The organism is Serratia sp. HNCC26DJ244, assembly GCF_057180565.1.
The window spans coordinates 144,804-170,166 of sequence record NZ_JBXUGO010000002.1; the positions used below are offsets into that span (position 1 = coordinate 144,804).

At 49.8% G+C, this 25,363-nt stretch carries 18 protein-coding genes and 1 riboswitch; of the genes, 3 read left to right on the forward strand and 15 right to left on the reverse strand.

Going from position 1 to position 25,363, the window contains the following annotated elements; all coding sequences use genetic code 11:
• Positions 1–47 precede the first annotated feature (47 nt).
• A complete protein-coding gene (locus tag AC2A06_RS02255; RefSeq protein WP_484379222.1) occupies positions 48–1,208 on the forward strand; it encodes a glycerophosphodiester phosphodiesterase family protein in 1,161 nt (386 codons plus the stop codon).
• 211 nt (positions 1,209–1,419) lie between these two features.
• Here the strand turns inward: AC2A06_RS02255 and AC2A06_RS02260 are convergent, their stop codons facing one another.
• The 11 genes from AC2A06_RS02260 to sgrR form a co-directional block, all read right to left on the reverse strand.
• The gene (locus tag AC2A06_RS02260) at positions 1,420–2,451 is read right to left on the reverse strand and encodes a hypothetical protein (protein ID WP_484379223.1); all 1,032 of its coding nucleotides are present in this window, start codon (positions 2,449–2,451) and stop codon (positions 1,420–1,422) included.
• 567 nt (positions 2,452–3,018) lie between these two features.
• Entirely contained in the window at positions 3,019–4,056 is a 1,038-nt protein-coding gene (locus tag AC2A06_RS02265; protein ID WP_484379224.1) for a hypothetical protein, read from the reverse strand.
• A gap of 481 nt (positions 4,057–4,537) precedes the next feature.
• Positions 4,538–7,444, reverse strand: a complete 2,907-nt coding sequence (gene rapA / locus AC2A06_RS02270; protein WP_023490583.1) for an RNA polymerase-associated protein RapA — start codon at positions 7,442–7,444, stop codon at positions 4,538–4,540.
• A gap of 320 nt (positions 7,445–7,764) precedes the next feature.
• On the reverse strand, positions 7,765–10,131 hold the full coding sequence (locus AC2A06_RS02275) for a DNA polymerase II (protein WP_484379225.1): 2,367 nt from the start codon (positions 10,129–10,131) through the stop codon (positions 7,765–7,767).
• Between the two features lie 76 nt (positions 10,132–10,207).
• Entirely contained in the window at positions 10,208–10,501 is a 294-nt protein-coding gene (gene ilvN / locus AC2A06_RS02280; protein ID WP_473196039.1) for an acetolactate synthase small subunit, read from the reverse strand.
• Between the two features lie 3 nt (positions 10,502–10,504).
• Positions 10,505–12,199 (reverse strand): acetolactate synthase large subunit, encoded by a 1,695-nt coding sequence (gene ilvB, locus AC2A06_RS02285; protein ID WP_484379226.1) that lies wholly within the window; start codon positions 12,197–12,199, stop codon positions 10,505–10,507.
• Between the two features lie 111 nt (positions 12,200–12,310).
• Positions 12,311–12,424 carry an ilvB operon leader peptide IvbL gene (gene ivbL / locus AC2A06_RS02290; protein ID WP_369794375.1) on the reverse strand — a complete coding sequence of 38 codons (114 nt, stop codon included), beginning with the start codon at positions 12,422–12,424 and terminating at the stop codon, positions 12,311–12,313.
• Between the two features lie 88 nt (positions 12,425–12,512).
• Entirely contained in the window at positions 12,513–13,217 is a 705-nt protein-coding gene (thiQ, locus tag AC2A06_RS02295) for a thiamine ABC transporter ATP-binding protein ThiQ (protein ID WP_484379227.1), read from the reverse strand.
• Positions 13,204–14,811 carry a thiamine/thiamine pyrophosphate ABC transporter permease ThiP gene (gene thiP / locus AC2A06_RS02300; protein ID WP_484379228.1) on the reverse strand — a complete coding sequence of 536 codons (1,608 nt, stop codon included), beginning with the start codon at positions 14,809–14,811 and terminating at the stop codon, positions 13,204–13,206. Before thiP ends, thiQ begins: the two co-directional genes overlap by 14 nt.
• Positions 14,787–15,773 (reverse strand): thiamine ABC transporter substrate binding subunit, encoded by a 987-nt coding sequence (gene thiB / locus AC2A06_RS02305; RefSeq protein ID WP_484379229.1) that lies wholly within the window; start codon positions 15,771–15,773, stop codon positions 14,787–14,789. The genes thiP and thiB overlap by 25 nt, the downstream gene beginning before the upstream one ends.
• A 141-nt stretch (positions 15,774–15,914) precedes the next feature.
• Positions 15,915–16,076: riboswitch (TPP riboswitch) on the reverse strand.
• Positions 16,077–16,155: 79 nt separating this feature from the next.
• Positions 16,156–17,817 carry an HTH-type transcriptional regulator SgrR gene (gene sgrR / locus AC2A06_RS02310; protein ID WP_484379230.1) on the reverse strand — a complete coding sequence of 554 codons (1,662 nt, stop codon included), beginning with the start codon at positions 17,815–17,817 and terminating at the stop codon, positions 16,156–16,158.
• 91 nt (positions 17,818–17,908) lie between these two features.
• Between sgrR and sgrT the strand changes: the two genes are divergently transcribed.
• Together sgrT and AC2A06_RS02320 are read left to right on the forward strand one after the other, a co-directional pair.
• On the forward strand, positions 17,909–18,079 hold the full coding sequence (sgrT, locus tag AC2A06_RS02315; protein ID WP_484379231.1) for a glucose uptake inhibitor SgrT: 171 nt from the start codon (positions 17,909–17,911) through the stop codon (positions 18,077–18,079).
• A 435-nt stretch (positions 18,080–18,514) separates the two neighbouring features.
• A complete protein-coding gene (locus tag AC2A06_RS02320) occupies positions 18,515–19,987 on the forward strand; it encodes a DASS family sodium-coupled anion symporter (protein ID WP_484379232.1) in 1,473 nt (490 codons plus the stop codon).
• Between the two features lie 171 nt (positions 19,988–20,158).
• On the opposite strand, the gene leuD is transcribed toward AC2A06_RS02320, so the two are convergent.
• Genes leuD through leuA form a run of 4 tightly spaced genes read right to left on the reverse strand, consistent with a single transcriptional unit; the run spans position 20,159 to position 24,845 of the window.
• On the reverse strand, positions 20,159–20,761 hold the full coding sequence (gene leuD / locus AC2A06_RS02325; protein WP_023491727.1) for a 3-isopropylmalate dehydratase small subunit: 603 nt from the start codon (positions 20,759–20,761) through the stop codon (positions 20,159–20,161).
• 11 nt (positions 20,762–20,772) lie between these two features.
• Positions 20,773–22,173 (reverse strand): 3-isopropylmalate dehydratase large subunit, encoded by a 1,401-nt coding sequence (leuC, locus tag AC2A06_RS02330; protein WP_484379233.1) that lies wholly within the window; start codon positions 22,171–22,173, stop codon positions 20,773–20,775.
• A 3-nt stretch (positions 22,174–22,176) separates the two neighbouring features.
• Positions 22,177–23,268: a 3-isopropylmalate dehydrogenase gene (leuB, locus tag AC2A06_RS02335; protein WP_023491724.1), complete on the reverse strand. Its 1,092-nt coding sequence runs from the start codon at positions 23,266–23,268 to the stop codon at positions 22,177–22,179.
• Between the two features lie 23 nt (positions 23,269–23,291).
• Complete coding sequence (leuA, locus tag AC2A06_RS02340) at positions 23,292–24,845, reverse strand: 2-isopropylmalate synthase (protein WP_023491723.1); 1,554 nt, start codon at positions 24,843–24,845, stop codon at positions 23,292–23,294.
• Positions 24,846–25,363: the final 518 nt, after the last annotated feature.

Genomic DNA, 25,363 nt, shown 5'->3' on the forward strand with positions numbered 1-25,363 from the left:
GACGTTTAAAATTTATTATTAATCCTAATTTACCAAAGGAGAGTGTAATGAGGAGCAATACAATAGTTAATTTTAGCACTGCGGCATTAAGTGCGATGTTATTAATTGGCTGCGATGGTGATACCAAGTATGAGACAAAAACGGAATATATCAAAGGTGATACCGAATATGTTACAAAAACGGAATATATCGACCCAGAGCTAAAACCCATTAAATCACCGGTAATCATTGCACACAGAGGTGCAAGCGGATATTTACCTGAGCATACATTAGGGGCTTATGAGTTGGCAGTTAAAATGGGTGCTGAATACATTGAGCCTGATCTCCAATTAACAAAAGATGGGGTGCTTGTCGCTGTTCATGATAATACTTTAGAGCGGACAACGGATGTTTTAGATCGCTTTGGTGCTAGAAATGGTTCTACTAATGTAGGGGAGTACACCTTAGCGGAGATCAAACAGCTTGAAATGAAGCTAAACGGTACAGCTAAATATACTTATCCTGGTTTTACGCCAGTATCCGATGAGCCCTTTAAGGTTCCTACTTTTGATGAAGTGATTCAGTTGGCTCAAAGGCTGTCAAAAGAGACAGGAAAAGAGATTGGTATCTACCCAGAAGCCAAACTGAAAGATGAAGTCCAAGAGGATAAAATATTAGAATCATTGGAGAAATATGGTTACACTGAAAAAAGTAAAGTTTTCATTCAATCTTTTAGTGCGGAAACATTAAAAAGCTTAAAAAATAAAATGCAAAATAGAGGGTATTTATTACCACTGGTACAACTGGGTAATGCGGTTGATAGTGGCTTTAATGATACTGATTACAGTGCCAATTTAGGTGTAGATTGCCAAGATTACTGCGTCCTTACACAAGACAATCCCCCACAGGTGATTCGTCTGGCGGATATAAAAGAATACGCGCCAAATATTGGTGTATCTCTCTCCACCTCTAAAGCATTGACAACAAGTTCAAGTTGGCCTCTATATACACCTGGACTTTATACATATGCTCATGATCTTGGTATGACGGTAACCGGCTGGACGTTTAATAAATCAAGGGCAGATGCTCTGTCTATTGCTGAATATTTGGGTTTCTTTGAATTGGGAATGGATGGATTTTTCTCAAATTACCCTGATATAGCCGTTGAAGCAAAGACGATATTTATCGAAACACAAAAACGCTTGCCTACTGAGAGCCAAAATAAATAATCAGTCACAGTAAGTTAATCGAGTAATAAAGTAATGGTAATAGGCTTTATATCCAAAATAATTTGATTTGCTTGTAGGCGGCAACTGAGTGAAAAATCGGTCAGGACCGATTTGAACGCCGCTCACGTTAGCCGGTAAGGGGCGAGGTCCACGGATGGACCTCGTCATGTAACTAACAGCGCTGTAGCTTGATTGGCGACGGCTATCAACGTTAATTGATCAACACCGTCAATACGGCAGAGCCCGTAAAGTCACCCGCAACAGGTACCGCGTTGGGTTGATAAATAGAGCGAATAAGAATATTTTTATTCCCAGAGGAGCTAGCTGTGGTGGCAGAATATTGGTTATAAATATTGTCACTGGGTATATCAAAGAGTAGCTGACAAGTCCCCCCTGGCCCGCATTGTGTATAATTTTCGCTCTTGCCGCTGACGGGATTACTCCCCTTTAGGGAAAAACTCGCCGACGCCGGTGACGTGCAATTTAACCCTAACGTGTAATCTTTGGATGGGTAAGCGGTAACACCTTGCTGCAACATAATGGGTCCATGATTAATATTAATGTCACTACCGCCACTACTCAACGAACATTCCGCTTGAACAGTGGCTCGTATATTAATGTACTCTGGGCCAGCAGATAACAGCAAATTAGCTATTTCGCTATTAAACGAGGAGGCAGGGGGGCGGGCGATGCCCGGATAATAAACAGTGTGTACACCGGCATAGATAGGCAGGCGAATATTATAGACTCCCGCGATGGGATTTCGTAATCTGTATGATATACCGCCGAAAAAGTTATTTGGTCTATCGACCTGAACTTGGCTCCCTGGGTTAGGGCAGGCAATGTCAGGTGATTGGCTATCAACCGTCAATAGCTGATCTGAAGCCCAAAGAGTATAGCCGGGAGGAACAGGAACATTAGTTACCTCTGCAATCGTGTTGTTGGGATGGGTAAACGTCATTCCTTGCGCAACGCTTACATTGGGTATCAGCAGCCAAAATCGACTATTTACATTTCGGTACGTAACAGAGGCTACATCGCACTTTGTCGCCAGAACATTAGCATTCGTCCGTGAGAAAAATAATCTTGGATATAAAAAAACGGGGACGGTAACGTTGGATATGCCAATATCAAAATTATTAGCTGGATTGACCCAGCCGGTATAAACAACGCTGACATAATCCGCTTTGGTTAACGGTGGAAAAAGTAATGTCAATAGCAGTAATGGCAATCTTATCTTCATGATTAATATTCCTGTTGTCATTCTATTCACCGATGGAAATATACTCCTTGTTCTTCAAGTCGCCGGTGCTGTAGCTGCTTTCGCCTGCTCCCTGAGTCTCACCTCACTCTAGGGCACTGTAAGCTATACAAATGAACTTGGGTATAAATTTGCAGTGCATGAAGTATAGTGCTACTGACCTTGTGAGGTAACCATAATGTAAATGTGTTCTATTGATGATTTAATGATGCATTTAATATAAAAAAAGTCACCAATGGGTTTTATATTCTATAAAAAATATTTATTTGAAGTATAACGCTGAAAAATAAAAAAATAGAGGTGAGATTTTGGGGGTGAAAAAGTCCTTTTTTATCGCAGGTACCCGGTTCTTTCTAAGCCTGGTTCCTAATGAGGTGCGGCAAGCGAGTGAGGCCCTAGCATAGATAACTATGTGACCAGGGCGGGCGACAAACCCGCCTGGGGCGGATTTTAACGCCGTTCACGTTAGCCGGTAAGGGGCGAGGTCCACGGATGGACCTCGTCATATAGCTAACAGCGCTGTAGCTTGATTGGCGATGGCTATCAACGTTAATTGATCAACACCGTCAATACGGCAGAGCCCGTAAAGTCACCCGCGACAGGTACTGCGTTGGGTTGATAAATAGAGCGAATAAGAATATTTTTATTCCCAGAGGAGCTAGCTGTGGTGGCAGAATATTGGTTAAAAATATTGTCACTGGGTATATCAAAGAGTAACTGACAAGTCCCCCCTGGCCCGCATTGTGTATAATTTTCGCTCTTGCCACTGACGGGGTTAGTCCCCTTTAGGGAAAAACTCGCCGACGCTGGTGACGTGCAATTTAACCCTAACGTGTAATCGTTGGATGGGTAAGCGGTAACACCTTGCTGCAACATAATGGGGCCATGATTAATATTAATGTCACTACCGCCACTACTCAACGAACATTCTGCTTGAACAGTGGCTCGTATATTAATGTACTCAGGGCCAGCAGATAACAGTAAATTAGACACTTCTCTATCAAAAACGGCGGCAGAGGGCCTGCTGGTGGTTGAAGTATAAATAAACTGCATACCGGCATAGATTGGCAGCCGAATATTATAGGCTCCCCCGATGGGATTTTGTAATCTGTATAAAATACCGCCGAAAAAGTTACTTATCCTGTCGATGTTAGCTATGCTGCCCGGGCTGGGGCAAGGAATATTAGCATTTGGCTGAGGCATGTTTGTTAACAGTTCCCCTGAAGCCCAAAGTGTATAGCCGGGTGGAACGGGAACATTAGTTATCTGCGTCAGCCCCGCGTTGGAGTTATGGATAAAATTCATTCCTTGCGCAACCGTTTCATTGGGCACCAGCAGCCAAAACCGACGATGTACATACGAGGCAGGAAAAGAGACTACATCGCATTTTGCCGCCTGGGCGCTACCATTAGTCCGTGTGAGAAATATATTTTGATATAAAAAAACGGGGACGGTAAAGTTGGATATGGCAATATTAAGATTATTAGCAGGGTTGACCCAACCGGTATAAAAAACGCTGACATAATCCGCTTTGGTTAACGGTGGAAAAAGTAATATCAATAGCAGTAATGGCAATCTTATCTTCATGATTAATATCCCTGTTGTCATTCTATTCACCGATGGGAATATCCCCCTTGTTCTTCAAGTTGCTGGTGCTGGTAGCTGCTTTCGCCTGCTCCCAGAGTCTCACTCCACTCTAGGGTACTGTAAGCAATGCAAATGAACTTGGGTATAAATTTGCAGTGCGCGGAGTATACTGCGACTGACCTCGCGAGGTAACCGTGATGGCAATGTGATCTATTGATGATTTAATGATGCATTTAATATAAAAAGCATCGCCAATGGGTTTTATATTCTATAAAAAATAGTTATTCGAAATATAACGCTGAAAATAGAGGTGAGGTTTTGGGGGTTAAAAAGTCCTTTTTTATCGTAGGTGCCCGGTTCTTTCTAAGCCTTGCCCTAATGAGGCGCGCCAGCAGCGTTCATATCTATTATTTGGGGTATATAGCGGGGGATTGCGGTACACGTTAAACGTGAATCGTGAATCAATCCCCCCATAAGTAGGTTACTGGTGAGATACTACCACCAGGCGGATGGCATCCAACCGCCACCCTGCCTCGTTCAGGTTAGCCAGCACTTGCTTGCGGTTTAATTCCAGCGCTTCCACTTCGTCATCACGGATATTGGGGTTGACCGCCTTCAGGGCTTCCAAACGGGCCAGTTCGCTACTCAAATTATCATCGGCTTGCTGTTTGGCTTGTTCGATCAACTCCCGAGCTTGTTGTTCCAGCAGGTTTTCAGCCTGCAATATCATGCTATGCACTTCCTGCTGCACGGCATTGACCAACTTGCTGGACGTATTGCGGTTAACGGCATTTAACTGGCGGTTGAAGCTTTCAAACTCCACTTGTGCTGCCAGGTTATTACCTTTGCGGTCCATCAGCAGGCGGATTGGCGTCGGCGGCAGAAAGCGGGTCAGTTGCAGTTGTTTCGGCGCTTGTGCTTCAACCACATAAACCAGTTCCACCAACAGTGTTCCTACTGGCAGTGCCTTGTTTTTTAACAGGGAGACTGCGGTACTGCCCATATCGCCGGAGAGGATTAGGTCCAGACCATTGCGAATAATGGGGTGCTCCCAGGTAATAAATTGGGCATCCTCACGGGATAACGCCTGTTCCCGGTCGAAGGTGACGGTACAGCCATCTTGCGGCAGGCCCGGGAAGTCTGGCACCAGCATATGGTCGGAAGGGGTTAGGACAATCAGGTTATCACTGCGATCTTCTTGATTGATGCCGACAATATCAAACAGATTCAGCGCAAAATTTATCAGATTGACGTCATTATCCTGCTCCGCAATGGTGTTAGCCAGTGCCTGGGCTTGCTCTCCACCGTTGGAGTGCATTTCCAGCAGACGATCACGCCCTTGCTCTAACTGCGCTTTGAGTTGGTTGTGTTGCTGACGACAACGATGAATAAAATCATCCAGGTCAGCCTGCTCGTGCGGTGCCGCCAGGTAACCCATTAACTGCTGGTAGCAACTGTCATAAATCGGCCTGCCAGTGGGGCAGGTATGTTCGAAAGCATCAAGCCCTTCATGGAACCAGCGCCCCAACACCGCTTGGGCGGTATTTTCCAGATAAGGCACCATGATTTGGATATCATGCATCTGGCCGATGCGGTCCAAACGACCAATACGCTGTTCCAGCAGGTCTGGGTTAAAGGGCAGATCAAACATCACCAAGTGACTGGCAAACTGGAAGTTACGCCCTTCGGAACCGATTTCAGAGCACAGTAACACTTGTGCCCCTTCTTCTTGTGACGCGAAGTAAGCCGCAGCGCGGTCACGCTCAATGATTGATAACCCTTCATGGAAAACCGCTGCGCGGATTGCTTCCCGTTCACGTAACACTTGCTCCAGTTGCAGTGCTGTGGCGGCTTTGGCACAAATCACCAGCACTTTTTCATGGCGGTTAGCCACCAAATAATCCAACAACCATTCAACCCGAGGGTCAAAATTCCACCAGGTGGCGTTTTCCCCTTCGAACGCCTGATAAATTTGTTCAGGGTAGAGTAGGTCACGGGCGCGAGCTTCAAGGGTTTTATTCGCGCTCATGATGCCAGAGACTTTAATGGCGGTTTGATACTGCGCGGGGAGCGGTAGCTTGATTTGGTGCAGATGACGGTGAGGGAACCCCTTCACGCCATTGCGGCTATTACGGAACAGGATACGGCTGGTGCCGTGGCGGTCCATCAGCATGGTGACCAGCTCTTGCCGTGCTTGCTGGCGATTATCGCTGTTACTGTTGGCCGCTTTAAGTAATGGCTCAATGTCTTGTTCGTCGATCAGTTCACCCAGCAGGTTGAGTTGATCATCCGTCAACCGTTCGCCGCTTAATAACAGGGCGACTGCATCCGCCACCGGATGGTATTTTTGTTGTTCAGCGACAAATTCTGCATAGTGATGAAACCGGTTGGGATCCAGCAGGCGCAGGCGGGCAAAGTGACTTTGCTGACCCAGTTGTTCCGGGGTGGCGGTTAATAGCAGTACGCCAGGGATCTCCTCTGCCAGTTGCTCAATAACTTGGTATTCGCGGCTGGGGGCCTCTTCACTCCAGGCCAGATGATGAGCCTCATCCACCACCAGCAGATCCCATTGGGCATCAGCTAACTGAGCAAGGCGTTGGCGGTTACTGCGCACAAAATCCAGCGAACAGATGACCAGTTGCTCGGTTTCGAAGGGATTGCTGCTATCCAGCAAGGCTTCGCTATAGCGGCTATCGTCGAACAGCGAGAAATAGAGATTGAAACGGCGCATCATTTCCACCAGCCACTGATGCTGCAAGGTTTCCGGTACTACGATCAATACGCGTTCGGCGCGGCCAGCCAGCAATTGCTGATGAATAATCATCCCGGCTTCAATGGTTTTACCCAACCCCACTTCATCTGCCAATAACACTCGCGGAGCGTGGCGTTGGCCGACTTCATAGGCAATATGCAATTGGTGCGGAATTAAGCTGGTACGCATGCCGCGCAAACCGGCAAACGACAGGCGATATTGTTCACTTTGGTATTTGCGGGCGCGGAAACGCAGGGCAAAGCGATCCATACGATCAATCTGCCCGGCAAACAGGCGGTCTTGTGGTTTGCTGAAGGTCAATTTACTGTCCAGCAGCACTTCACGCATGGCGACGCCGCTTTCCTGCGTATCCAGACGTGTGCCGATATAGGTCAGCAGGCCGTTCTCCTCTTTGACTTCCTCCACTTGCAACTGCCAACCTTCGTGGTTGCTGATGGTATCCCCCGGATTAAACATGACACGGGTGATGGGAGAGTGGTTTCTGGCATAGAGGCGGTTTTCACCGATAGCAGGGAACAATAGGGTAACCATACGGGTATCCAGTGCTACCACGGTACCCAATCCCAATTCGCTTTCTGTATCGCTGATCCAGCGCTGACCAAGTGTAAAAGGCATAATTTGTTGGCTCGATTTTTATTAAGTTAGTCCCGTCACCGGATAATAGTGACTTATACCCATCGTCATTCAAGTTGCAGCGACTTGCTTGATTTATAAGCTACGCTTCATTTGCCGTCTGGCAGCAACATGAATGAATTGGGGTATCGGCGCTTGCAAGGCGCACAAAATTCAGAAGGGCGCTATGGTAATGGAAGGTAGCGCATACGTCACCTGCCAAACCGAATGATTTTGCTGCTTCATCGCAATGTATCCCCCTGTTTATTCTAGTTGCAGCTTTCATCTCTGCCACTTGAAGAGGAGTGGCGATCTATCTCTCCTCAGAACAACCCCATCTGCCCGGTGATCAGGGTGGCGAAGTCATCATGTAGAAAGGGCAGGATAGCGTCAGCGACCGGTTGAAGTTGACGTTCAAGATAGTGATTGTAATCAATGGGGGAGTGCCGGGTTTCCAGCGGCTCAGGCCCGGCCAGGGTCATTACATAGCTGATCCAACCGCCGTTTTGATATTGTAAAGGCCGCCCTTGTTGGCGATTGTACTCATCAGCAATACGTGCTGCGCGCGCATGAGGGGGGACGTTGCGTTGATAATCGTCCAGCTTACGCCGCAGACGTTTGCGATACACCAGTTGGTCGTCAAATTCTCCGTTGAGGGTTTTAGCCACATACTCGCGAACAAACCCCTGATAAGGCTGCTGTTTGAAGATGCGCTGATAAAGTTGCTGCTGAAATTGCTGAGCCAGTGGCGTCCAGTCAGTACGCACGGTTTCCAGCCCCTTGTATACCATGTTTTCACTGCCATCGGGCTGGATACTCAACCCAGCGTAACGTTTTTTACTGCCTTGCTCGGCACCGCGGATAGTCGGCATCAAAAAGCGTGAGTAATGGGTTTCGAACTCCAATTCCAGCGCACTATCCAAGCCATATTGTTGTTGCAGATGTTGCTGCCACCATTGGTTGACGTGGGCAGTCAATTGCTGGCCAATCTCGACTGCCTGCTGTTCGCTATGGGCTTTTTTGAGCCAGACAAACGTCGAGTCGGTATCGCCATAAATCACCTGATAACCCTGTTCTTCAATCAATTGCCGGGTTTGGCGCATGATTTCATGACCCCGCAAGGTTATGGAAGAGGCCAGCCTTGGATCAAAAAAGCGACAGCCACTGGCCCCTAACACGCCATAAAACGCGTTCATGATGATCTTCAGGGCTTGTGACAGCGGTTTGTTATGCTGCTGTTTAGCCACTTCACGCCCGTGCCAGATCTGGCGAACGATCTCCGGCAGGCAGTGTTTGCTGCGTGAGAAACGAGCTTGACGAAACCCCGGTACTGAAAATTGATCGTCAGGCTGCTGCATCCCTTCCACCAGGCCGACTGGATCGATCAGGAAGGTGCGGATAATAGAGGGGTAGAGGCTTTTGTAATCCAGTACCAGTACCGAGTCGTACAGGCCAGGCTGTGAGTCCATCACAAAACCGCCTGGGCTATGTTCCTCCGGTAATTCCCCTTGATTCGGGGCGACATAGCCTTGCCGATGCATGCGCGGAATATAAAGATGGCTGAATGCGGCGACTGAGCCCCCGCTGCGGTCGGCGGCCAACCCGGTTACTGTTGCTCGCTCTAACAAGAAGGGCAGCAATTCGGTTTTGGCAAAAATACGGGTTACCAGCTCACAATCTTTCAGGTTATAACGCGCCAGAGCCGGTTTATCTTCAGCAAAGCGGCGGTCAATTTCTGCCATACGCTGATAAGGGTTGTCGATGGATTTCCCTTCCCCAAGTAGCGTCTGAGCAACATATTCCAGGCTGAAAGAGGGGAAATTCCAGGTTGCCGACTTTAGTGCTTCGATGCCGTCAATAATCAAGCGCCCAGCCGCCGAAGCAAAGAAGTGATTCTGTTTGAAACCATGTTCACGCCATTCCAGCAGGTTCCCATCACGGCCAAAATGAAGTGGGATCTGATAACGTTCAGCATGCTTCTGTAGCACTCGCAGGTCGAATTGCACCAGATTCCAACCAATGATGGCATCAGGGTCATGCTGTTCCAGCCACTGGTTCAAGCGCTCCAACAACTGTGGGCGGCTATTGCAGTACTCCAGGTCGAAATCCAGCGGTTCGTTACTGCCATTAGCCGGGCCAAGCATGTACACCTGGCGTTGACCACAGCCCTCCAGGGCTATCGAGTAAAGCTCACCGTGGGCGGTGGTCTCAATGTCCAGTGAAACCAGTTTTAACGGCGGGCGATAGTGGGCCAAGGGTTTCATCTGGCCATTAAGCCACAGATTATTTGCGCTAGGTTGACCATTGAACCACACCGGAGCAGTGATAAAACGCTCCATCAGGTAGCGGTCTGGTGGGCGGATGTCGGCCTCAAAAACCTGAACTCCCGCTTCTTTTAGCCGTTTTTCCAACTTAAGTAACTGACGATACTGGCGACAATAGAGGCCAATCACCGGGCGGTGGTGAAAATCCAGTAGCTGCAGGGGTTTTAGCTCGATATGACGCTCTTCTCGCAACAACAATTCTGCTTGCTGACGCTGTTCGGCAGGAAAAAACGCCACTGAGGTTTGGGGGGGCAGCCGTAGCCGTTGTGGCCCTTGGTCAGTGGCCAACCAGAATTCAACTTCGGTACCGGCTGGGGTATCACGCCAATGGCGAGTGAGTACAAAACCTTGTTGGGGAGCGGTCATATTATGTTTATCGTTTTTCAAGCCGTAGCATGCGGATACCAGAGTATCGCTACGGCTTGAAATCCGCTAACAGAAACTACTGGAAGAACGCCTCCAACTGTTCAAATACCCGAATATCTTCGTTATGGCGTTTCACTTGTAGTACATCTTCCAGTTTTTCTACCTGGCTAATCATCTGCACCAGACGCTGATCATCCGCCACCAGTAGCCAAATGCGACTCTGTTGGCCATCTTTGAGTGGCATACACAAAATACCTTCGACGTTAAATGCGCGGCGGGCAAACAGTCCGCAGACGTGCGTCATCACGCCGGGATGGTTACGCACCGCCAGTTCCAGGATCACTTGTGGATTTTTTTGTAGTGATTGCATGGTTTATTCTCCAATCATTTCAATGTTGGCAGCACCTGGTGGCACCATTGGGTAGACTTTTTCATTAATATCAATCAGGGCGTGGATCAGGCAAGGGCCTGGGCGCTGGATCGCCGCCATCAAGGCTGCTTGTGGATCCTCTGCGGCATTTAAATCACAGGTATCCAGGCCAAAACCGGCGGCAATTTTCAAGAAGTCGGTCTGCTTGGGATAAGCGGCGGCAAAGATATGCTGCTGATAAAACAGCGTCTGCTGCTGATGTACCAGCCCTAACGCCTGATTGTTCATCAGAATGATTTTTACATCCAGGTTGTGTTCAACTGCTGTTGCCATCTCTTGGATATTCATCATCAGGCTACCGTCCCCGGAAAAACACAACACTTTACGTTGTGGTTCTGCCAGTGCGGCACCGATGGCGGCGGGCAGGCCAAAGCCCATCGTGCCCAAACCCCCGGAGGTTTGCCATTGGCGCGGGCGGCTTAATGGGTAAGCCTGGGCCACCCACATTTGATGCTGACCCACATCGGTGGTGATAATGGCATTTTCATCTACGCAGCGAGCAGCGGCTTTGACTAACCCATAATGACTCAACGGGTTCTCGACATTCGGCATATTGAGCGGGAACTCTCGCTTCAGATCGTTCACTATTCTCAGCCACTGACTACGGGGTTGTGCTTCGATCAACGGTAACAGTTGTTGCAGTACCTGGTTAACATCACCATGAATGGCGATATTGGCCTGTTTGATTTTACCCAGTTCGGCACGATCAATATCCACATGAATAATATTGGCATTCGGGCAAAATTGCTCGGTTTTACCGATCGCCCGGTCATCGAAACGGGCACCCATGACGATTAACAGGTCGGCTTCCTGCAGGATAAAGTTGGTACTGCGTGCTGCGTGCATCCCTAACATGCCTAAAGATAATGGATGCTCTACAGGCATCGCCCCCAGTGCCATTAACGTCATGGTGGTCGGCAGGTTGGCTCGTTCGGCCATCTCCAGTGCTGGCTGGTGAGCCTGTGAACTGATAATGCCACCCCCCAGATAGAGAATCGGGCGCTTAGCCTGGTTGATCATCGCGGCGGCCTGTTCAACCTGATGACGGTCAAAGGCCGGTGGCGTGTCCGGTACCGCAATCGGGGGTAATTGATCCCAGGTAATTTCGGCGGTTTGAATGTCTTTCGGGATGTCGATCCATACTGGGCCCGGGCGACCAGACTCAGCGATGCGGAATGCATCACAGATTACCTGTGGCAATTCGCGGATATCACGGACCAAATAGTTATATTTGGTGATAGGGATAGAAATACCGTAGGTATCGACTTCCTGAAAGGCATCGGTGCCGATCATTGAGGAAGAAACCTGGCCGGTGATACACACCAGCGGAATGGAGTCGAGTTTGGCATCCGCAATGGCTGTCACCAGATTGGTGGCACCAGGGCCACTAGAGGCGATACAGACCGCGGCTTTGCCATTAGCACGCGCCATGCCTTGCGCCATAAAGCCAGCGCCTTGCTCATGGCGGGCCAGAATATGCCGGATGCGCGTGCTTTGGCTGAGCGCATCATACAGCGGCAGTGCGGCACCGCCGGGAATACCGGCAATGGTGGTAATACCTTGACGTTCCAACAGATGAACGACCAACTCTGCGCCAGTTAAGCGCTGGCCTTGGTGAGGCGTGCCCGAAATTGCCATGTACCTATCCTTTTCTCAGGGCCGGTTCACATTCTGGGCAGGGGACTAAAACAAGAAACCCCGCCCGGTTTGCGCCGGCGGGGTTTGGGAATCGTTGTGTTGATTCGGACCCTACGGCGCACTGCCGACGACCACCACCACACACACGACGACCACCGCGGCTGGTAGCGCGGTTCTTAGTAGGGTCGAAGTCAGCGAGGATGTGATCACAGGGAACCTTATCATCATTAGTAAAAAACAGGATTTCATAAAACCATAAGTGAATTGTTCGCACAACAGATTTATCAACGCAGGAGAAAAAACGCGACTTGGATCACGACTTGGTGGTGATGCCTAATATCCTGGCCTCTGGGGCATGCCCTTCCACCAGCGCCTGAGTTGAGCCGTCATAATAAATATGCCCATCCACCACCAGCAAGGTACGTGGGGCGATGCGCATGGCATCTTCAATATTGTGCGACACCATCAATAGCGTGAGCTGGCGTTGCTGACAGACGTCTTGTAGTAATTGCAGCATTTCACTACGTAGCGCCGGGTCAAGGGCAGAAAACGGCTCATCAAGCAACAGAATCGGTTGTTGGCGCACCAGGCAGCGAGCCAGCGCAGTACGCTGCCGTTGTCCGCCGGAAAGTTGCGATGGCAGGCGTTGCAGTAGCTCCTCTATCCCCACCTGTTGAGCGATCTGCGCCAACTGCTGTTTTTGCGCCTTATTTAACCGTAACCCCGGATCCAGCCCCAAACCGATATTTTGCATCACCGTCAGGTGAGCAAACAGATTGTTTTCTTGAAACAGCATTGATACCGGGCGTTTAGCCGGGGCGCTAGTGGTATGGTCGTGACCATTGAGCAGCAGCTTGCCACTGGCCGCAGGAAGAAAACCGGCAATCAGATTAAGCAGGGTACTTTTGCCCGCCCCACTGGGGCCCAGCACGGCGACCCGCTCTCCAGGTTGTATGCGCAGGTCAAAACGCATCGGCAGGTGTTGATACAGATAAGTCAGTTTTTCAAGTGTCAGCATGGCGGCCTGGTAAGCGTTCAATCAAGGTAAATAGCAGGAAGCACAACAACAGTAACAACAGCGCAGTGACCGCACCATCATTATTCCGATAGGCACCAATCTGCTGATAAAGGTAAAACGGCAAAGTACGGAATTGTTCGTTACCGAATAAGGCGACCACCCCGAAATCACCAATTGACAATACACAGGAAAAAGCCAGCGCTTGCGTTAGGGGGCGCTTCAGGGCTTTCAGCTCAATCCAGCGTAGCCGTTGCCAGCCATGGATATCGAGTGACAAACAGAGCGGATTGTAACGTTCTGCCAGGTCACGCATCGGGTTTTCCAGCACTTTCAGCGCATAAGGCACCGCCATTAACGCATTGGTCAGTATCACCAACCCATAAGGGGAGTGGGGTAAGCCGATAGTATCGCTTAATAATAGGAAGAAGCCGGTAGCCAAGACGATCCCGGGCATTGCCAGGATCACCATACCACTGAGTTCCAGTGTCTGGCTCCAGGCCGCTTGGTGCCGTAATTTGAGTTCACGGCTGCTCCATAGCAACATCATGGTGAGCACCAGGCATAACAAGCCAGCGCCGATGGCAATACGCAATGAAGTGAACAGTGCCTGCCATAAGATGGGTTGTTGCAACACTTCAAGCAGCGCCTGGTTGGCACCATCGATAATAATCGCCAGCAGTGGAGGTAACAGCAGCAACAGGGCCGCGCTAATTAACAGGGTATCGCTGATGCGTTGCCAAAGACTATCTTCTGGGTTGAACCAGCTTTGTGCTCGGGTATGGCCAACAGGTAATGCCTGGCTGAAGTGCTGGCAGAGTATGACCAATCCCAGGCAGAACCCCAGTTGGATTAATGCCAGTAGGGCCGCTCGGTTAAGATCATAGTCGTAACTTAATGCCTGATAAATCGCCAACTCGATGGTGGTGGCTTGTGGCCCACCACCTAATGACAGCACGGTGGCAAAACTGGCAAAACAGAGCATAAACACTAAAGCAGCACTGGGGAAAAGTTGGCGGCGCAGTGCTGGCCACTCGACAAAACGGAACTGCTGCCAGCCGTTCATGCCCAGTTGAGCGGCTAGCTGACGTTGTTCACTCGGAATGTTCTCCAACGCCTGGAGTAATAAACGGGTCGCCAGTGGCAGGTTAAAGAACACATGGGCCAGCAAAATACCTTGCAGTCCATAAGGTGAAAAATGGTAATCCACCCCTAGCCAGGCGCATAGGGCCGCCACCCAACCTTGCCGACCATACACGCTCAGTATGCCGAACACCGCCACCAACACCGGTAACACCAGGGTCATGGCGCATAGACGTAGCAGCAAATTACGGCCTGGGAAGCGCCGACGATACAGTGCCCGGGCAAGCCAGATGGCGGGGAAAACAGAAAACAGGGCCGATAGCAGCGCCTGCCAAAAGGTGAAACGCACCACATGCCACAAATAACGGTCTTGCCACAGGTTAGGCCCGCTGCTTCCAGGGGCGTGCCGCCATAGAGAACCCATGGCGGCTAACGCAATAAGCAGGATCAGGCCTGCGGCGAGCAGCCCAGGCCATAACCAGGCGGCGATCAGTGGCTGACGGCGGTTTGCCATGCCTGAACCCAGTTACCACGTTGCTGTGCTACTTCTTCTGAACTGAATTGCAAAGCGGTTTTCGGCACCATTATCTGTTCGAAATCCGCCGGGAGTGGCGTATTGGTGACTGGATACATCCAGTTACCCGTTGCGATGGTGTTTTGGAATGCCGGTGAAACCATAAATTGCATAAAACGTTCTGCCAATTCAGGCTGCTTACTGGCTTTCAGCCGGCCCGCTACCTCCACTTGCAGATAGTGACCTTCACTAAAGTTTGCTGCGGCATAGTGGTCTTTTTTCTCTTCGATCAGGTGATAGGCTGGGGAGGTGGTATAACTGAGCACCATATCACTTTCCCCTTTCAGGAACAGGCCATAGGCTTCGCTCCAGCCTTTGGTGACGGTGACGGTTTTCTTTGCCAGTTGTTGCCAGGCTTGTGGTGCATCGTCTCCATAGACTTTCTGCATCCATAGCAGCAGTCCAAGCCCCGGGGTACTGGTGCGAGGATCCTGATAGATGATCTTCCAGGGCTGATCGCTACTCACCAGTTCTTTTAAGCTTTTCGGTGGGTTTTTCAGTTTGTTTTTGTCATAGACGAAAGCAAAATAGCCATAGTCATAAGGCACGAAAGTCTGGTCGTGCCAACCGTCTGGGATATTGAACTTGCTGATGTCCACCTGGCTGGCGGTGAACAGACCGGTTTGCTGGGCGGCTTGTAGAAGATTGTTATCTAACCCCAGAACCACATCGGCGGCGCTGTTGCTACCTTCCATTTTCAGGCGATTAAGTAATGAAACGCCATCTTCCAGCGCGACGAATTTCAACTCACAATCACAATCTGCTTCAAACGCTTTTTTTACTGCTGGGCCAGGGCCCCAGTCGGCAGCGAAAGAATCATAGGTGTAGACCGTCAGTGTTGGCTTCGCCAAGGCTGGCATGGTTAATAACAGTAATAAACAAGGTAGGTATTTCTTGACCACTTTGCACTCCTGAAAAATAAGGGGCAAAGGTATCTGAGGGCGGGTTCACTAGCTTATTTCAAATTACCCAATAGCTTAGTCAGCATCTTGGCTAATTCAGGTGCTTACCTGTTGGTAGCCACTGGAAATTGATAGCAGATCAACAACGCAGTACTCAAATCCCTCCGCCGGTATTGACCGGATCAGGTTCGACGGGTGTACTCTCAGCGGAAAAACTGGCTGTGCAGGTGTTGCATCGTATTGAGCAACAGCCCGTTGCGTTTCAGGCAACGATGGGGATTTTCCGCACCCCGTTGAGACGGCGCTATTGTAAAGGCTAATGGATGCGGGTGAAAGCCGATTATCCCATGTGCCGTAAAAGAACAGTTCCTTAGGGGGGCGGTCAAACTTCGGGTGGTGCAAACCAGGCAGATTTAAAGTCAAACCAGCCCAGCGTATTCATTCGCACTCCGCGCATGCTGCATTGACCATGCAGTTGTAACCAGTGATGAAACAAAGGGTGCAACTGATGGCTGCTCACTAGCCGCTGGCTGAATTCTGCAATTGATAGGCGGTTATCTCGCCATAATAGGGCATTTTGTGCCATATCTTCATTCAGGCAATGCTGAATCAACGGTAATTCATACAGCGTAGCAAACAGGGAAAACTCCAGTGGTAGCGTAAAGTTGGCACTGCCCAGCCACAGATCACTTTCTGCCTCGCCTTGATGCCAGGCGTCGTAGCTGATGGTTTGTACCTTGAGGGTGATGTGGTGTTCTGCCAGCAGCGACCTAATGGCTTGCTGGATGGCATGAAACTCGGAGTGTTCACCGTAGAAGGTCAGTGTCAGTGTGGTCAGGTTTGCTGGTTTTTGAGGGGGCTCGAAGGTGCGGTTATGCAACCAGCGTGGCAACATACCATAGGCCGGTGCCCAGTACCGTTGATAGATTGAACTTGCATGGTTAAGCAGTGCAATAGGGTTGAACAACGCACAGAGCCAATGGCGGATTTCGGCATCTGAAGCCAGAGGGGAGCGCTGATCAAACAGTAGAAAGTAGCAGCCTTCTTCTAGCCGGTTTTCCAGTTCATTTTTACCGCTATCATCCCCCTGTAGCTGTACACCGGGATGGATCAGTTCTTCTGCCACTTCCGGTAATAGCCAGATATTAACTTCATCGATGAGGGCGCGATAACCGAAATAGTCATCAAAAGCATGAATTTTCATCTGGCCGTGATGATTGCGCACCACCCGGTAAGGCCCGGTACCCACCGGGTGGCGGGAAAAGTCTGGCAGGCTTTGCCATTCCCGGGGCAGGATCATGGCGTGTACACTTCCCAGCAGCCAGGGCAACCAATAGTCAGGGGTATGGAGATGGACATCAATAACATAAGGGGTAGGGGAAACCACCCGGTCAATATGTGAAAACAGGGGCAGAGAAATAAGACGGCTTAGTGAATAGGTGACATCCTCCATTTCCAGCTCGCGGCCATGATGAAAATGAATCGCCGGGCGCAGATAAAAACGCCAATGTAACGGGTTGATGGTTTGCCAATGATGTGAGAGGTCCGGTTCGAGTTCCCCATTTTCCTCATTTATGCGAGTTAACCCATTGAAAATCTGCCGGGCCAGATGGGTTTCCGAGCGGCGTAGCGCTGAACCGGGCAGCAGATTGTCAAGTTGGCGATAGTAGAGGACCCGCAAGATATGCTTACCTTGGCGGAAGCTGCGTCCTAACTGAGAGAGCAGCATCTGGCGCACCACATTTTTATCGCCCACCAGTTGAACCAGTTGATCGATGCGATCCTGTTCCAATAACTCTTCAGCTCGTTGTTGCTGTAAGGCCAGACCGGTGTAATGAAAATTTAAGCGTGAGCGTTTACCGCGCCCGGATTCGGCTTGCCAGCTCAGCCAGCCTTGTTGTTGCATGGTACTGAGTAGTGAACGGACATGGCGGCGTGAACAGCAGAGTACTTGTGCCAGTTCTTGCAGTGTGGTTTCAATAGATTGCCCGTGGCAGTGTTGCCATAGGCGAATAAACTGTTGTTGCAAGCGCGAAGTGGACATAAAAGAGGAACTCTCTGGGTGCAATTCGTCAATTTATCTTTCCCTATATTACGCTGATAATGTGGTTAGTTGAAACAGCGGAGGGAGATTGATGAACCTTTTTTTAGCCAAACAATTTTATCAGGGCTATTTCGCTAATATCGAACAACAGAAAGCCAATTGGCTGAAGGCGGTGCCGATGGAGGCGCGCTTGAATATCCTCGCCCACTTGTTGCAGTGGGATATCCCATCACTGAATGATAAAGAGAGTCGCGGACGGTAACAGTTTCTGAGTAATGGTGTTTTTCACCAGCCAGTGGGGAGACTCACTGGTTTTTTTATTGTCCCCCAGCCGCCGCCATTCAAGCCGTATTCTCTTTTTCTTCCGTTTTAGAATGTAATCCTCTGATTTTTGCAACGCCAAAGATGACACGCGGCATAAATATTGTTGAGCTGGCTAGGGTATGGGAGAAAATAGGGGGGATGAAAAGTACAGGAAGTGTGACGGGGGATGTGTCACGCCACTGTTACTTCATGTATTTTATTGAGAAAGAGTCGCTTAACGCCCTAGAATAAGAGTGATTTAGCGCCCGAGTTATACGCAATTTACCATCTTGTTGACAAGATGTTAATCAACCTATATTCCAGCTCATTTAAGTTGCCGGTAGTTAATACTCCAGCAGTTTGAAGCACGGCGGGGATAAAAAATGGATATGTTATGGATAAACTGACTCCCCTAAAGATTGTACCTTCCCTCTTCGCCGTTATTGTCGCTCTACTTATCTGGTTTGTGATCCCGGTACCTGAAGGGGTTACTCCTAATGCTTGGCATCTGTTGGCGTTATTTATTGGTACCATCATTGCCATCATTGGTAAGGCGATGCCCATTGGTGCGGTTTCCATCATTGCTATTGCGTTGGTGGCGCTGACTGGGGTGACTAACCCCGATAAACCCGGGGCGGCATTGGATGATGCGCTGAGTGGTTTTTCCAATCAACTTATCTGGTTAATTGGCTTCTCGATGTTGATCTCTCTGAGCCTCAGTAAGACTGGCTTAGGGGCACGTATCGGCTATTACTTTATTTCTCTGTTTGGCAAAAAAACGCTGGGGATAGCTTATGCCATCACCTTGGCAGAAACCGTTATTGCACCAGTAACACCAAGTAATACGGCGCGTGGTGGTGGGATTATCCACCCTATCATGAGGTCCATTGCCGATAGTTTTGGCTCTAAGCCAGAATTACAGACGTCTGGCAAGATTGGTCGTTATCTGGCGTTGGTGAACTACAATGCTAACCCGATCACCTCAGCGATGTTTATTACCGCCACAGCACCTAACCCATTGATTGTTAATTTAATCGCCAAAGGAGCAGGTTCGCAATTCGAGCTTACTTGGACCATGTGGGCGGTAGCCGCCTTGTTACCCGCTATCTGTTCGCTGGTGGTGATGCCGTTAGTGATTTATATGCTGTATCCGCCGGAAATTACAAAAACCCCTGATGCACCTGGTTTTGCGCAGGATAAACTGCGGGAACTAGGGGCGATAACGTTATCAGAAAAGATCACCTTGGGTGTATTTCTCTTATTGTTGCTGCTATGGGCCGGTGTCCCCGCCATGATTTTTGGCGCAACTTGGGCAGTTAACCCCACAACGACAGCAGCCGTTGGCTTATCTATCTTGCTGATAACCGGGGTGCTGAGTTGGGACGATGTGCTCAAAAACAAAGGGGCCTGGGATACCGTGGTCTGGTTTGCTGCGTTGGTGATGATGGCGACTTATCTCGGTAAACTCGGGTTAATCGCTTGGCTTTCACAAACGGTGGGGGCGGGCATTGGGCATCTGGGGATGAGTTGGATTGGTGGAACCATTTTACTCACGCTGGTTTATCTCTATTCACATTACTTTTTTGCCAGTACCACCGCCCACGTTACCGCCATGTTTGCCGCTTTCTTTGCCGCAGGTATTGCCCTTGGTGCTCCGCCAGCACTGCTGGGGTTGATCTTGGCTTTCTCTTCTTCACTGATGATGTCATTAACCCACTACGGGACAGGCACCGCACCGATTATCTTTGGGTCTGGTTATACCACTCTGGGGGAATGGTGGAAAACGGGCTTTGTGATGAGCGTCGTTAACTTGCTGATCTGGATAGTGATCGGCGGTTTTTGGTGGAAGTGGTTGGGTTACTGGTAAGCAGGTTAATGTTCACCCGCCATTAAGGCGGGTGATCTATACCCGTCGTCAATAAAGCTGCAGCGGTGTTGGCTTTCCTCACTCACCCCAGTCACTTGGTAGGCCAAGCTCCTGGGGATTCGCTGTGTCGCCGCCTACCTGCAACTTCATTGAACTTGAGTCTAGTCGTACTCAGTTCAGAAATGCTGGGCGCTGAGCTTCAAAGCGCGCGATATCCGCTTCGTGCTGTAACGTTAATCCGATACTGTCCAAGCCGTTAATCATACAATGACGACGGAAGCTGTCGATCTCAAACGGGTAACTTTTACCTCCTGCTGTCACTGTCTGGTTTTCCAGATCGACGACAAACTCGCAACCCTCTTGCTCGGCCACCAGTTTGAATAAGGTGTCGACATCTTGCTCACTCAACCTGACGGGTAACAGTTGGCTGTTGAAGGCATTACCGTAAAAAATATCCGCGAAACTCGGCGCGATCACTACTTTGAAACCGTAATCGGCCAAAGCCCATGGCGCATGTTCGCGGGATGAGCCACAACCGAAGTTTTCACGCGCTAACAGGATGCTGGCTCCCTTATAGCGGGGTTGGTTCAGGACAAACTCCGGGTTGGGTTGCTGACCGGCATCATCCAGAAAGCGCCAGTCGTTGAACAGGTGTTGACCAAAGCCAGTACGCGTGACTTTTTGCAGAAACTGTTTCGGGATAATGGCATCGGTATCGACATTGGCTGCATCCAGAGGGACCACCAAGCCAGTATGTTGAGTAAATTTAGCCATGATGGTGCTCCTTAGTGCAATTCACGAATATCGGCAAAATGGCCGCTAACAGCAGCGGCAGCCGCCATTGCCGGGCTGACCAGATGGGTACGTCCACCACGGCCCTGACGCCCTTCGAAGTTACGGTTGCTGGTAGAGGCACAACGTTCACCTGAATTCAGGCGGTCATTGTTCATCGCCAGGCACATAGAACAACCAGGCAAACGCCATTCAAAACCGGCTTCGATAAAGATCTTGTCCAGACCTTCTTTTTCGGCCTGCGCTTTTACTGGGCCAGAGCCGGGTACCACAATGGCTTGCACACCAGCGGCGACTTTGCGCCCTTTGGCAATAGCGGCAGCGGCACGCAGATCTTCAATACGTGAATTGGTACAGGAGCCGATGAATACTTTGTCGATTGGCACCTCGGTCAATTTTATGCCGGCTTTCAGATCCATATAAGCCAGTGCTTTCTCGGCAGAAGCACGTTCAACCGGGTCACTGAATGACTCAGGGGCAGGGATCACCTGATCGATGGCAATGACCTGGCCTGGGTTAGTTCCCCAAGTGACTTGGGGGGCGATCTCTTCTGCACGCAAGGTCACCACGGTATCAAACTTGGCATCCGCATCAGATTTCAGCGCGCGCCAATAGGCCACTGCCTGCTCCCAGTTTTCACCTGTTGGGGAGAATTGACGCCCTTTGAGGTAATCGAACGTGGTGTCGTCTGGTGCAACCAAACCTGCCTTGGCCCCCATTTCTATTGCCATATTACACAGCGTCATACGGCCTTCCATGCTTAAGCCTTCGATGGCTTTACCACAGAACTCGACAACATGGCCTGTGCCACCCGCACTGCCAATTTTGCCGATGACCGCCAGGACAATATCTTTGGCCGTAATGCCTGGCGCGGCGTCGCCAGTTACTTCAATTTTCATCGCCTTGGCTCGCCCCTGTTTCAAGGTCTGAGAAGCCAGTACGTGTTCCACTTCAGAGGTGCCGATACCAAAGGCTAATGCACCAAAGGCTCCGTGGGTTGCCGTATGGGAGTCGCCACAGACGATGGTCATCCCTGGCAGCGTCATCCCCTGCTCAGGGCCGATCACATGCACGATCCCTTGGAAAGGGTGGTTCAGGTCATACAGTGAAATACCGAATTCTGCGCAGTTCTTAATCAACTCTTGCATCTGAATACGCGCCATTTCACCACTGGCATTGATATCTTTGGTCTGGGTTGAAACGTTATGATCCATGGTGGCAAAAGTTTTGCCTGGCTGACGCACTTTACGCCCCATGGCGCGCAGGCCATCGAATGCCTGTGGAGAGGTGACTTCATGCACCAGATGGCGGTCGATATAGAGCAACGGGGTTTCGTTTGGCGCTTCATGGACGACATGAGCGTCGTATAATTTTTGATATAAGGTTTTGGCCATGATTTATGCCCCTTGAGCCACTAAACGAGCAATGATATCGCCCATTTCATTTGTCCCTACTGCTTTACCTGCACCAGCCAAATCGGCGGTACGGTAACCCTGTTCCAATGCCTGATTGATCGCGCGCTCAATCGCATCTGCCGCTTCATCTGCACCCAGGCTGTAACGCAGCAACAGGGCTGCAGACAGAATTTGTGCTATTGGGTTGGCAATATTTTTACCTGCGATGTCAGGAGCAGACCCCCCAGCGGGTTCAAATAGGCCAAAACCTTGCTCGTTGAGGCTGGCAGAAGGCAACATGCCCATTGAACCGGTGATCATGGCGCACTCATCCGACAGGATATCGCCGAACAGGTTGGAACAGAGCAACACATCAAACTGCGAAGGATCTTTCACTAACTGCATGGTGGCGTTGTCGATATACATATGCGACAGCGAGACATCGGGATAGTCCTTTGCCACTTGGGTGACCACTTCACGCCACAGAATCGAACTTTGCAGTACGTTGGCTTTATCAATGGACGTCACTTTACTGCGGCGCTTACGGGCAGCTTCAAAGGCGATATGGGCGATACGCTCTATCTCAAAGCGGTGATACACCTCGGTATCAAACGCACGCTCGTGCATCCCTTGCCCTTCACGTCCTTTCGGCTGGCCAAAGTAGATACCCCCGGTCAGTTCACGAACGCACAGAATATCGAAGCCACGTGCAGAAATATCGGCACGGAGCGGGCAGAACTCCTCCAAACCTTGGTACAGCCGCGCAGGGCGCAGGTTACTGAACAGTTTAAAGTGTTTACGCAGTGGTAGCAGCGCACCCCGTTCAGGTTGCTCTGCGGGTGGTAGATGTTCCCACTTGGGGCCACCGACGGAACCGAACAGAATGGCATCAGCTTGCTCACAGCCGCTCAAGGTCGCCGCGGGCAGGGGAGTGCCATGGTGATCGATAGCCGCGCCACCAACATCATATTCGTCAGTGGTAATGCGGATGCCAAAACGTTCGCGAACTGCGTCCAGCACCTTATGTGCCTGAACCATTACTTCTGGGCCGATGCCATCTCCGGGCAAAACGGCAATATGGTAAGTCTTTGTCATGTTCACATGGTTTCCTGATTATTTTACTGTTTAGTTTGCAGCAGACGCTGTTTCTCTTTTTCGACCTGCTGTGAGCGCCAGATACTATTTAATGCGTGCATCATTGCTTTGGCTGAGGACTCCACAATGTCTGTCGCCAAGCCGACGCCATGGAAGCGGCGACCTTGATAAGAGACCACGATATCAACCTGCCCCAATGCATCTCGCCCCTGCCCCTTAGCGGTGAGCTGATATTTTACCAGTTCAATCGGGTATTCCGTAATGCGGTGAATCGCTTGGTAGACGGCATCCACTGGGCCGTTACCCGTCGCGGCTTCTGCTATCTCTTCATCGCCGCACATCATTTTGACAGATGCGGTAGCCATTATGCTGCTGCCAGACTGCACACTGAAATATTCCAGACGGAAATGCTCTGGCTCTTCCTGTTGTTTATTGATGAAGGCCAAGGCTTCCAGATCGTAATCAAACACCTGGCCTTTTTTGTCGGCCAATTGCAAAAATGCGCTGTACAGATCGTCCAGATCGTAATCTTGCTCCTTATAGCCCATCTCTTCCATACGGTGTTTTACCGCCGCCCGGCCTGAACGTGAAGTCAAATTTAACTGCACATCTTTCAGACCGATGGTTTGCGGTGTCATGATTTCGTAATTTTCACGGTTCTTCAGGACACCATCTTGGTGAATGCCGGAAGAGTGTGCAAAAGCGTTGGCACCCACAATCGCCTTGTTAGCCGGGATCGGCATATTACATAACTGACTGACTAACTGGCTGGTACGGTAAATTTCCTGGTGGTTGATGTTGGTGTGCACCTTCATGAGGTCAGAGCGCACTTTGATCGCCATGATCACTTCTTCCAATGAACAGTTGCCGGCGCGCTCGCCAATGCCGTTCAAGGTCCCTTCAACCTGACGGGCCCCTGCCTGCACTGCAGCAATAGAGTTGCCTACTGCCATGCCCAGGTCATCGTGACAATGGACAGAAATAATAGCCTTATCAATATTGGGTACGCGATCATACAAGGTAGTGATAATGCCACCAAACTGATTGGGGGTTGTGTAACCGACCGTATCGGGAATGTTGATAGTCGTCGCCCCGGCGTTGATGGCGGCTTCTACCACGCGACACAAATTGTCAATGGGGGTTCGGCCCGCATCTTCACAAGAGAATTCAACATCATCGGTATAGTTGCGCGCTCGTTTGACCGAACGAATGGCCATATCCAGCACTTCATCGAAAGAACGTTTTAATTTTGATTCAATATGAAGGGTAGACGTGGCCAGGAACACATGAATACGAAATGCCTCGGCAACGCGTAATGCTTCAGCGGCGACATCAATATCTTTATCGACACAACGAGCCAAGCCGCAAACCCGGCTATTTTTAATCTGACGGGCGATGGTTTGTACTGATTCAAAATCCCCTGGTGAGGAGACCGGAAAACCGACCTCCATCACATCAACCCCCATTCGCTCAAGCGCCATGGCGATCTGGATCTTTTCCTTAACGCTCAGGCTGGCTTGCAGTGCCTGTTCTCCATCACGCAATGTGGTATCGAAAATAATGACTTGTTGGCTCATCTGCTGGTTCCTTGTCGTGTTTTTTCACGCTAAGCGGGTAAAAAAAAACCCGCGCATTAGCGCGGGTTTCTACAGTGGTTGGACTGAGTTAGCTTTGAACCTCGTCCACCAGCATACCGCGCAAAGAAAATGCGTTTAGTAGTAGGCTTAGTAGACGATGAAAACGGATCATAGCGGTCAGCTTCTCAAAAATATTTCGTTGCCTAATTTGATACTTTATTGACTGTACGATGTCAACTTATGATTGAAAAAAAGCGGGTAAAAAGTGGAGTATGGGCTTCACTCATCTCGCTGATGCTTTTGAATTGGCGTTTTTTTAAGCTAGGAAAAAGCGTGTTTTACACTATTTCAGCAGGAGATGGTTGAACAAGGGGGCGGAGTGATTTATTAATTTTTTGTCTCCAGTTTGCTATTTACATCAATTTTGGTATGGGAATAAAATTAAAATTGCGATTTTTTTAGCATAAATGACACGAATGTTGTGCTATTTGATTGATTATCAATGCGGCAGAGTTTAA

Excerpts from the sequence above, each read along its gene's own strand:
- AC2A06_RS02255 (WP_484379222.1), top strand. The coding sequence starts at position 48 with ATGAGGAGCAATACAATAGTTAATTTTAGCACTGCGGCATTAAGTGCG.
- AC2A06_RS02260 (WP_484379223.1), bottom strand. The coding sequence starts at position 2,451 with ATGAAGATAAGATTGCCATTACTGCTATTGACATTACTTTTTCCACCG.
- AC2A06_RS02265 (WP_484379224.1), bottom strand. The coding sequence starts at position 4,056 with ATGAAGATAAGATTGCCATTACTGCTATTGATATTACTTTTTCCACCG.
- rapA (WP_023490583.1), bottom strand. The coding sequence starts at position 7,444 with ATGCCTTTTACACTTGGTCAGCGCTGGATCAGCGATACAGAAAGCGAA.
- AC2A06_RS02275 (WP_484379225.1), bottom strand. The coding sequence starts at position 10,131 with ATGACCGCTCCCCAACAAGGTTTTGTACTCACTCGCCATTGGCGTGAT.
- ilvN (WP_473196039.1), bottom strand. The coding sequence starts at position 10,501 with ATGCAATCACTACAAAAAAATCCACAAGTGATCCTGGAACTGGCGGTG.
- ilvB (WP_484379226.1), bottom strand. The coding sequence starts at position 12,199 with ATGGCAATTTCGGGCACGCCTCACCAAGGCCAGCGCTTAACTGGCGCA.
- ivbL (WP_369794375.1), bottom strand. The coding sequence starts at position 12,424 with ATGATAAGGTTCCCTGTGATCACATCCTCGCTGACTTCGACCCTACTA.
- thiQ (WP_484379227.1), bottom strand. The coding sequence starts at position 13,217 with ATGCTGACACTTGAAAAACTGACTTATCTGTATCAACACCTGCCGATG.
- thiP (WP_484379228.1), bottom strand. The coding sequence starts at position 14,811 with ATGGCAAACCGCCGTCAGCCACTGATCGCCGCCTGGTTATGGCCTGGG.
- sgrR (WP_484379230.1), bottom strand. The coding sequence starts at position 17,817 with ATGTCCACTTCGCGCTTGCAACAACAGTTTATTCGCCTATGGCAACAC.
- sgrT (WP_484379231.1), top strand. The coding sequence starts at position 17,909 with ATGAACCTTTTTTTAGCCAAACAATTTTATCAGGGCTATTTCGCTAAT.
- AC2A06_RS02320 (WP_484379232.1), top strand. The coding sequence starts at position 18,515 with ATGGATAAACTGACTCCCCTAAAGATTGTACCTTCCCTCTTCGCCGTT.
- leuD (WP_023491727.1), bottom strand. The coding sequence starts at position 20,761 with ATGGCTAAATTTACTCAACATACTGGCTTGGTGGTCCCTCTGGATGCA.
- leuC (WP_484379233.1), bottom strand. The coding sequence starts at position 22,173 with ATGGCCAAAACCTTATATCAAAAATTATACGACGCTCATGTCGTCCAT.
- leuB (WP_023491724.1), bottom strand. The coding sequence starts at position 23,268 with ATGACAAAGACTTACCATATTGCCGTTTTGCCCGGAGATGGCATCGGC.
- leuA (WP_023491723.1), bottom strand. The coding sequence starts at position 24,845 with ATGAGCCAACAAGTCATTATTTTCGATACCACATTGCGTGATGGAGAA.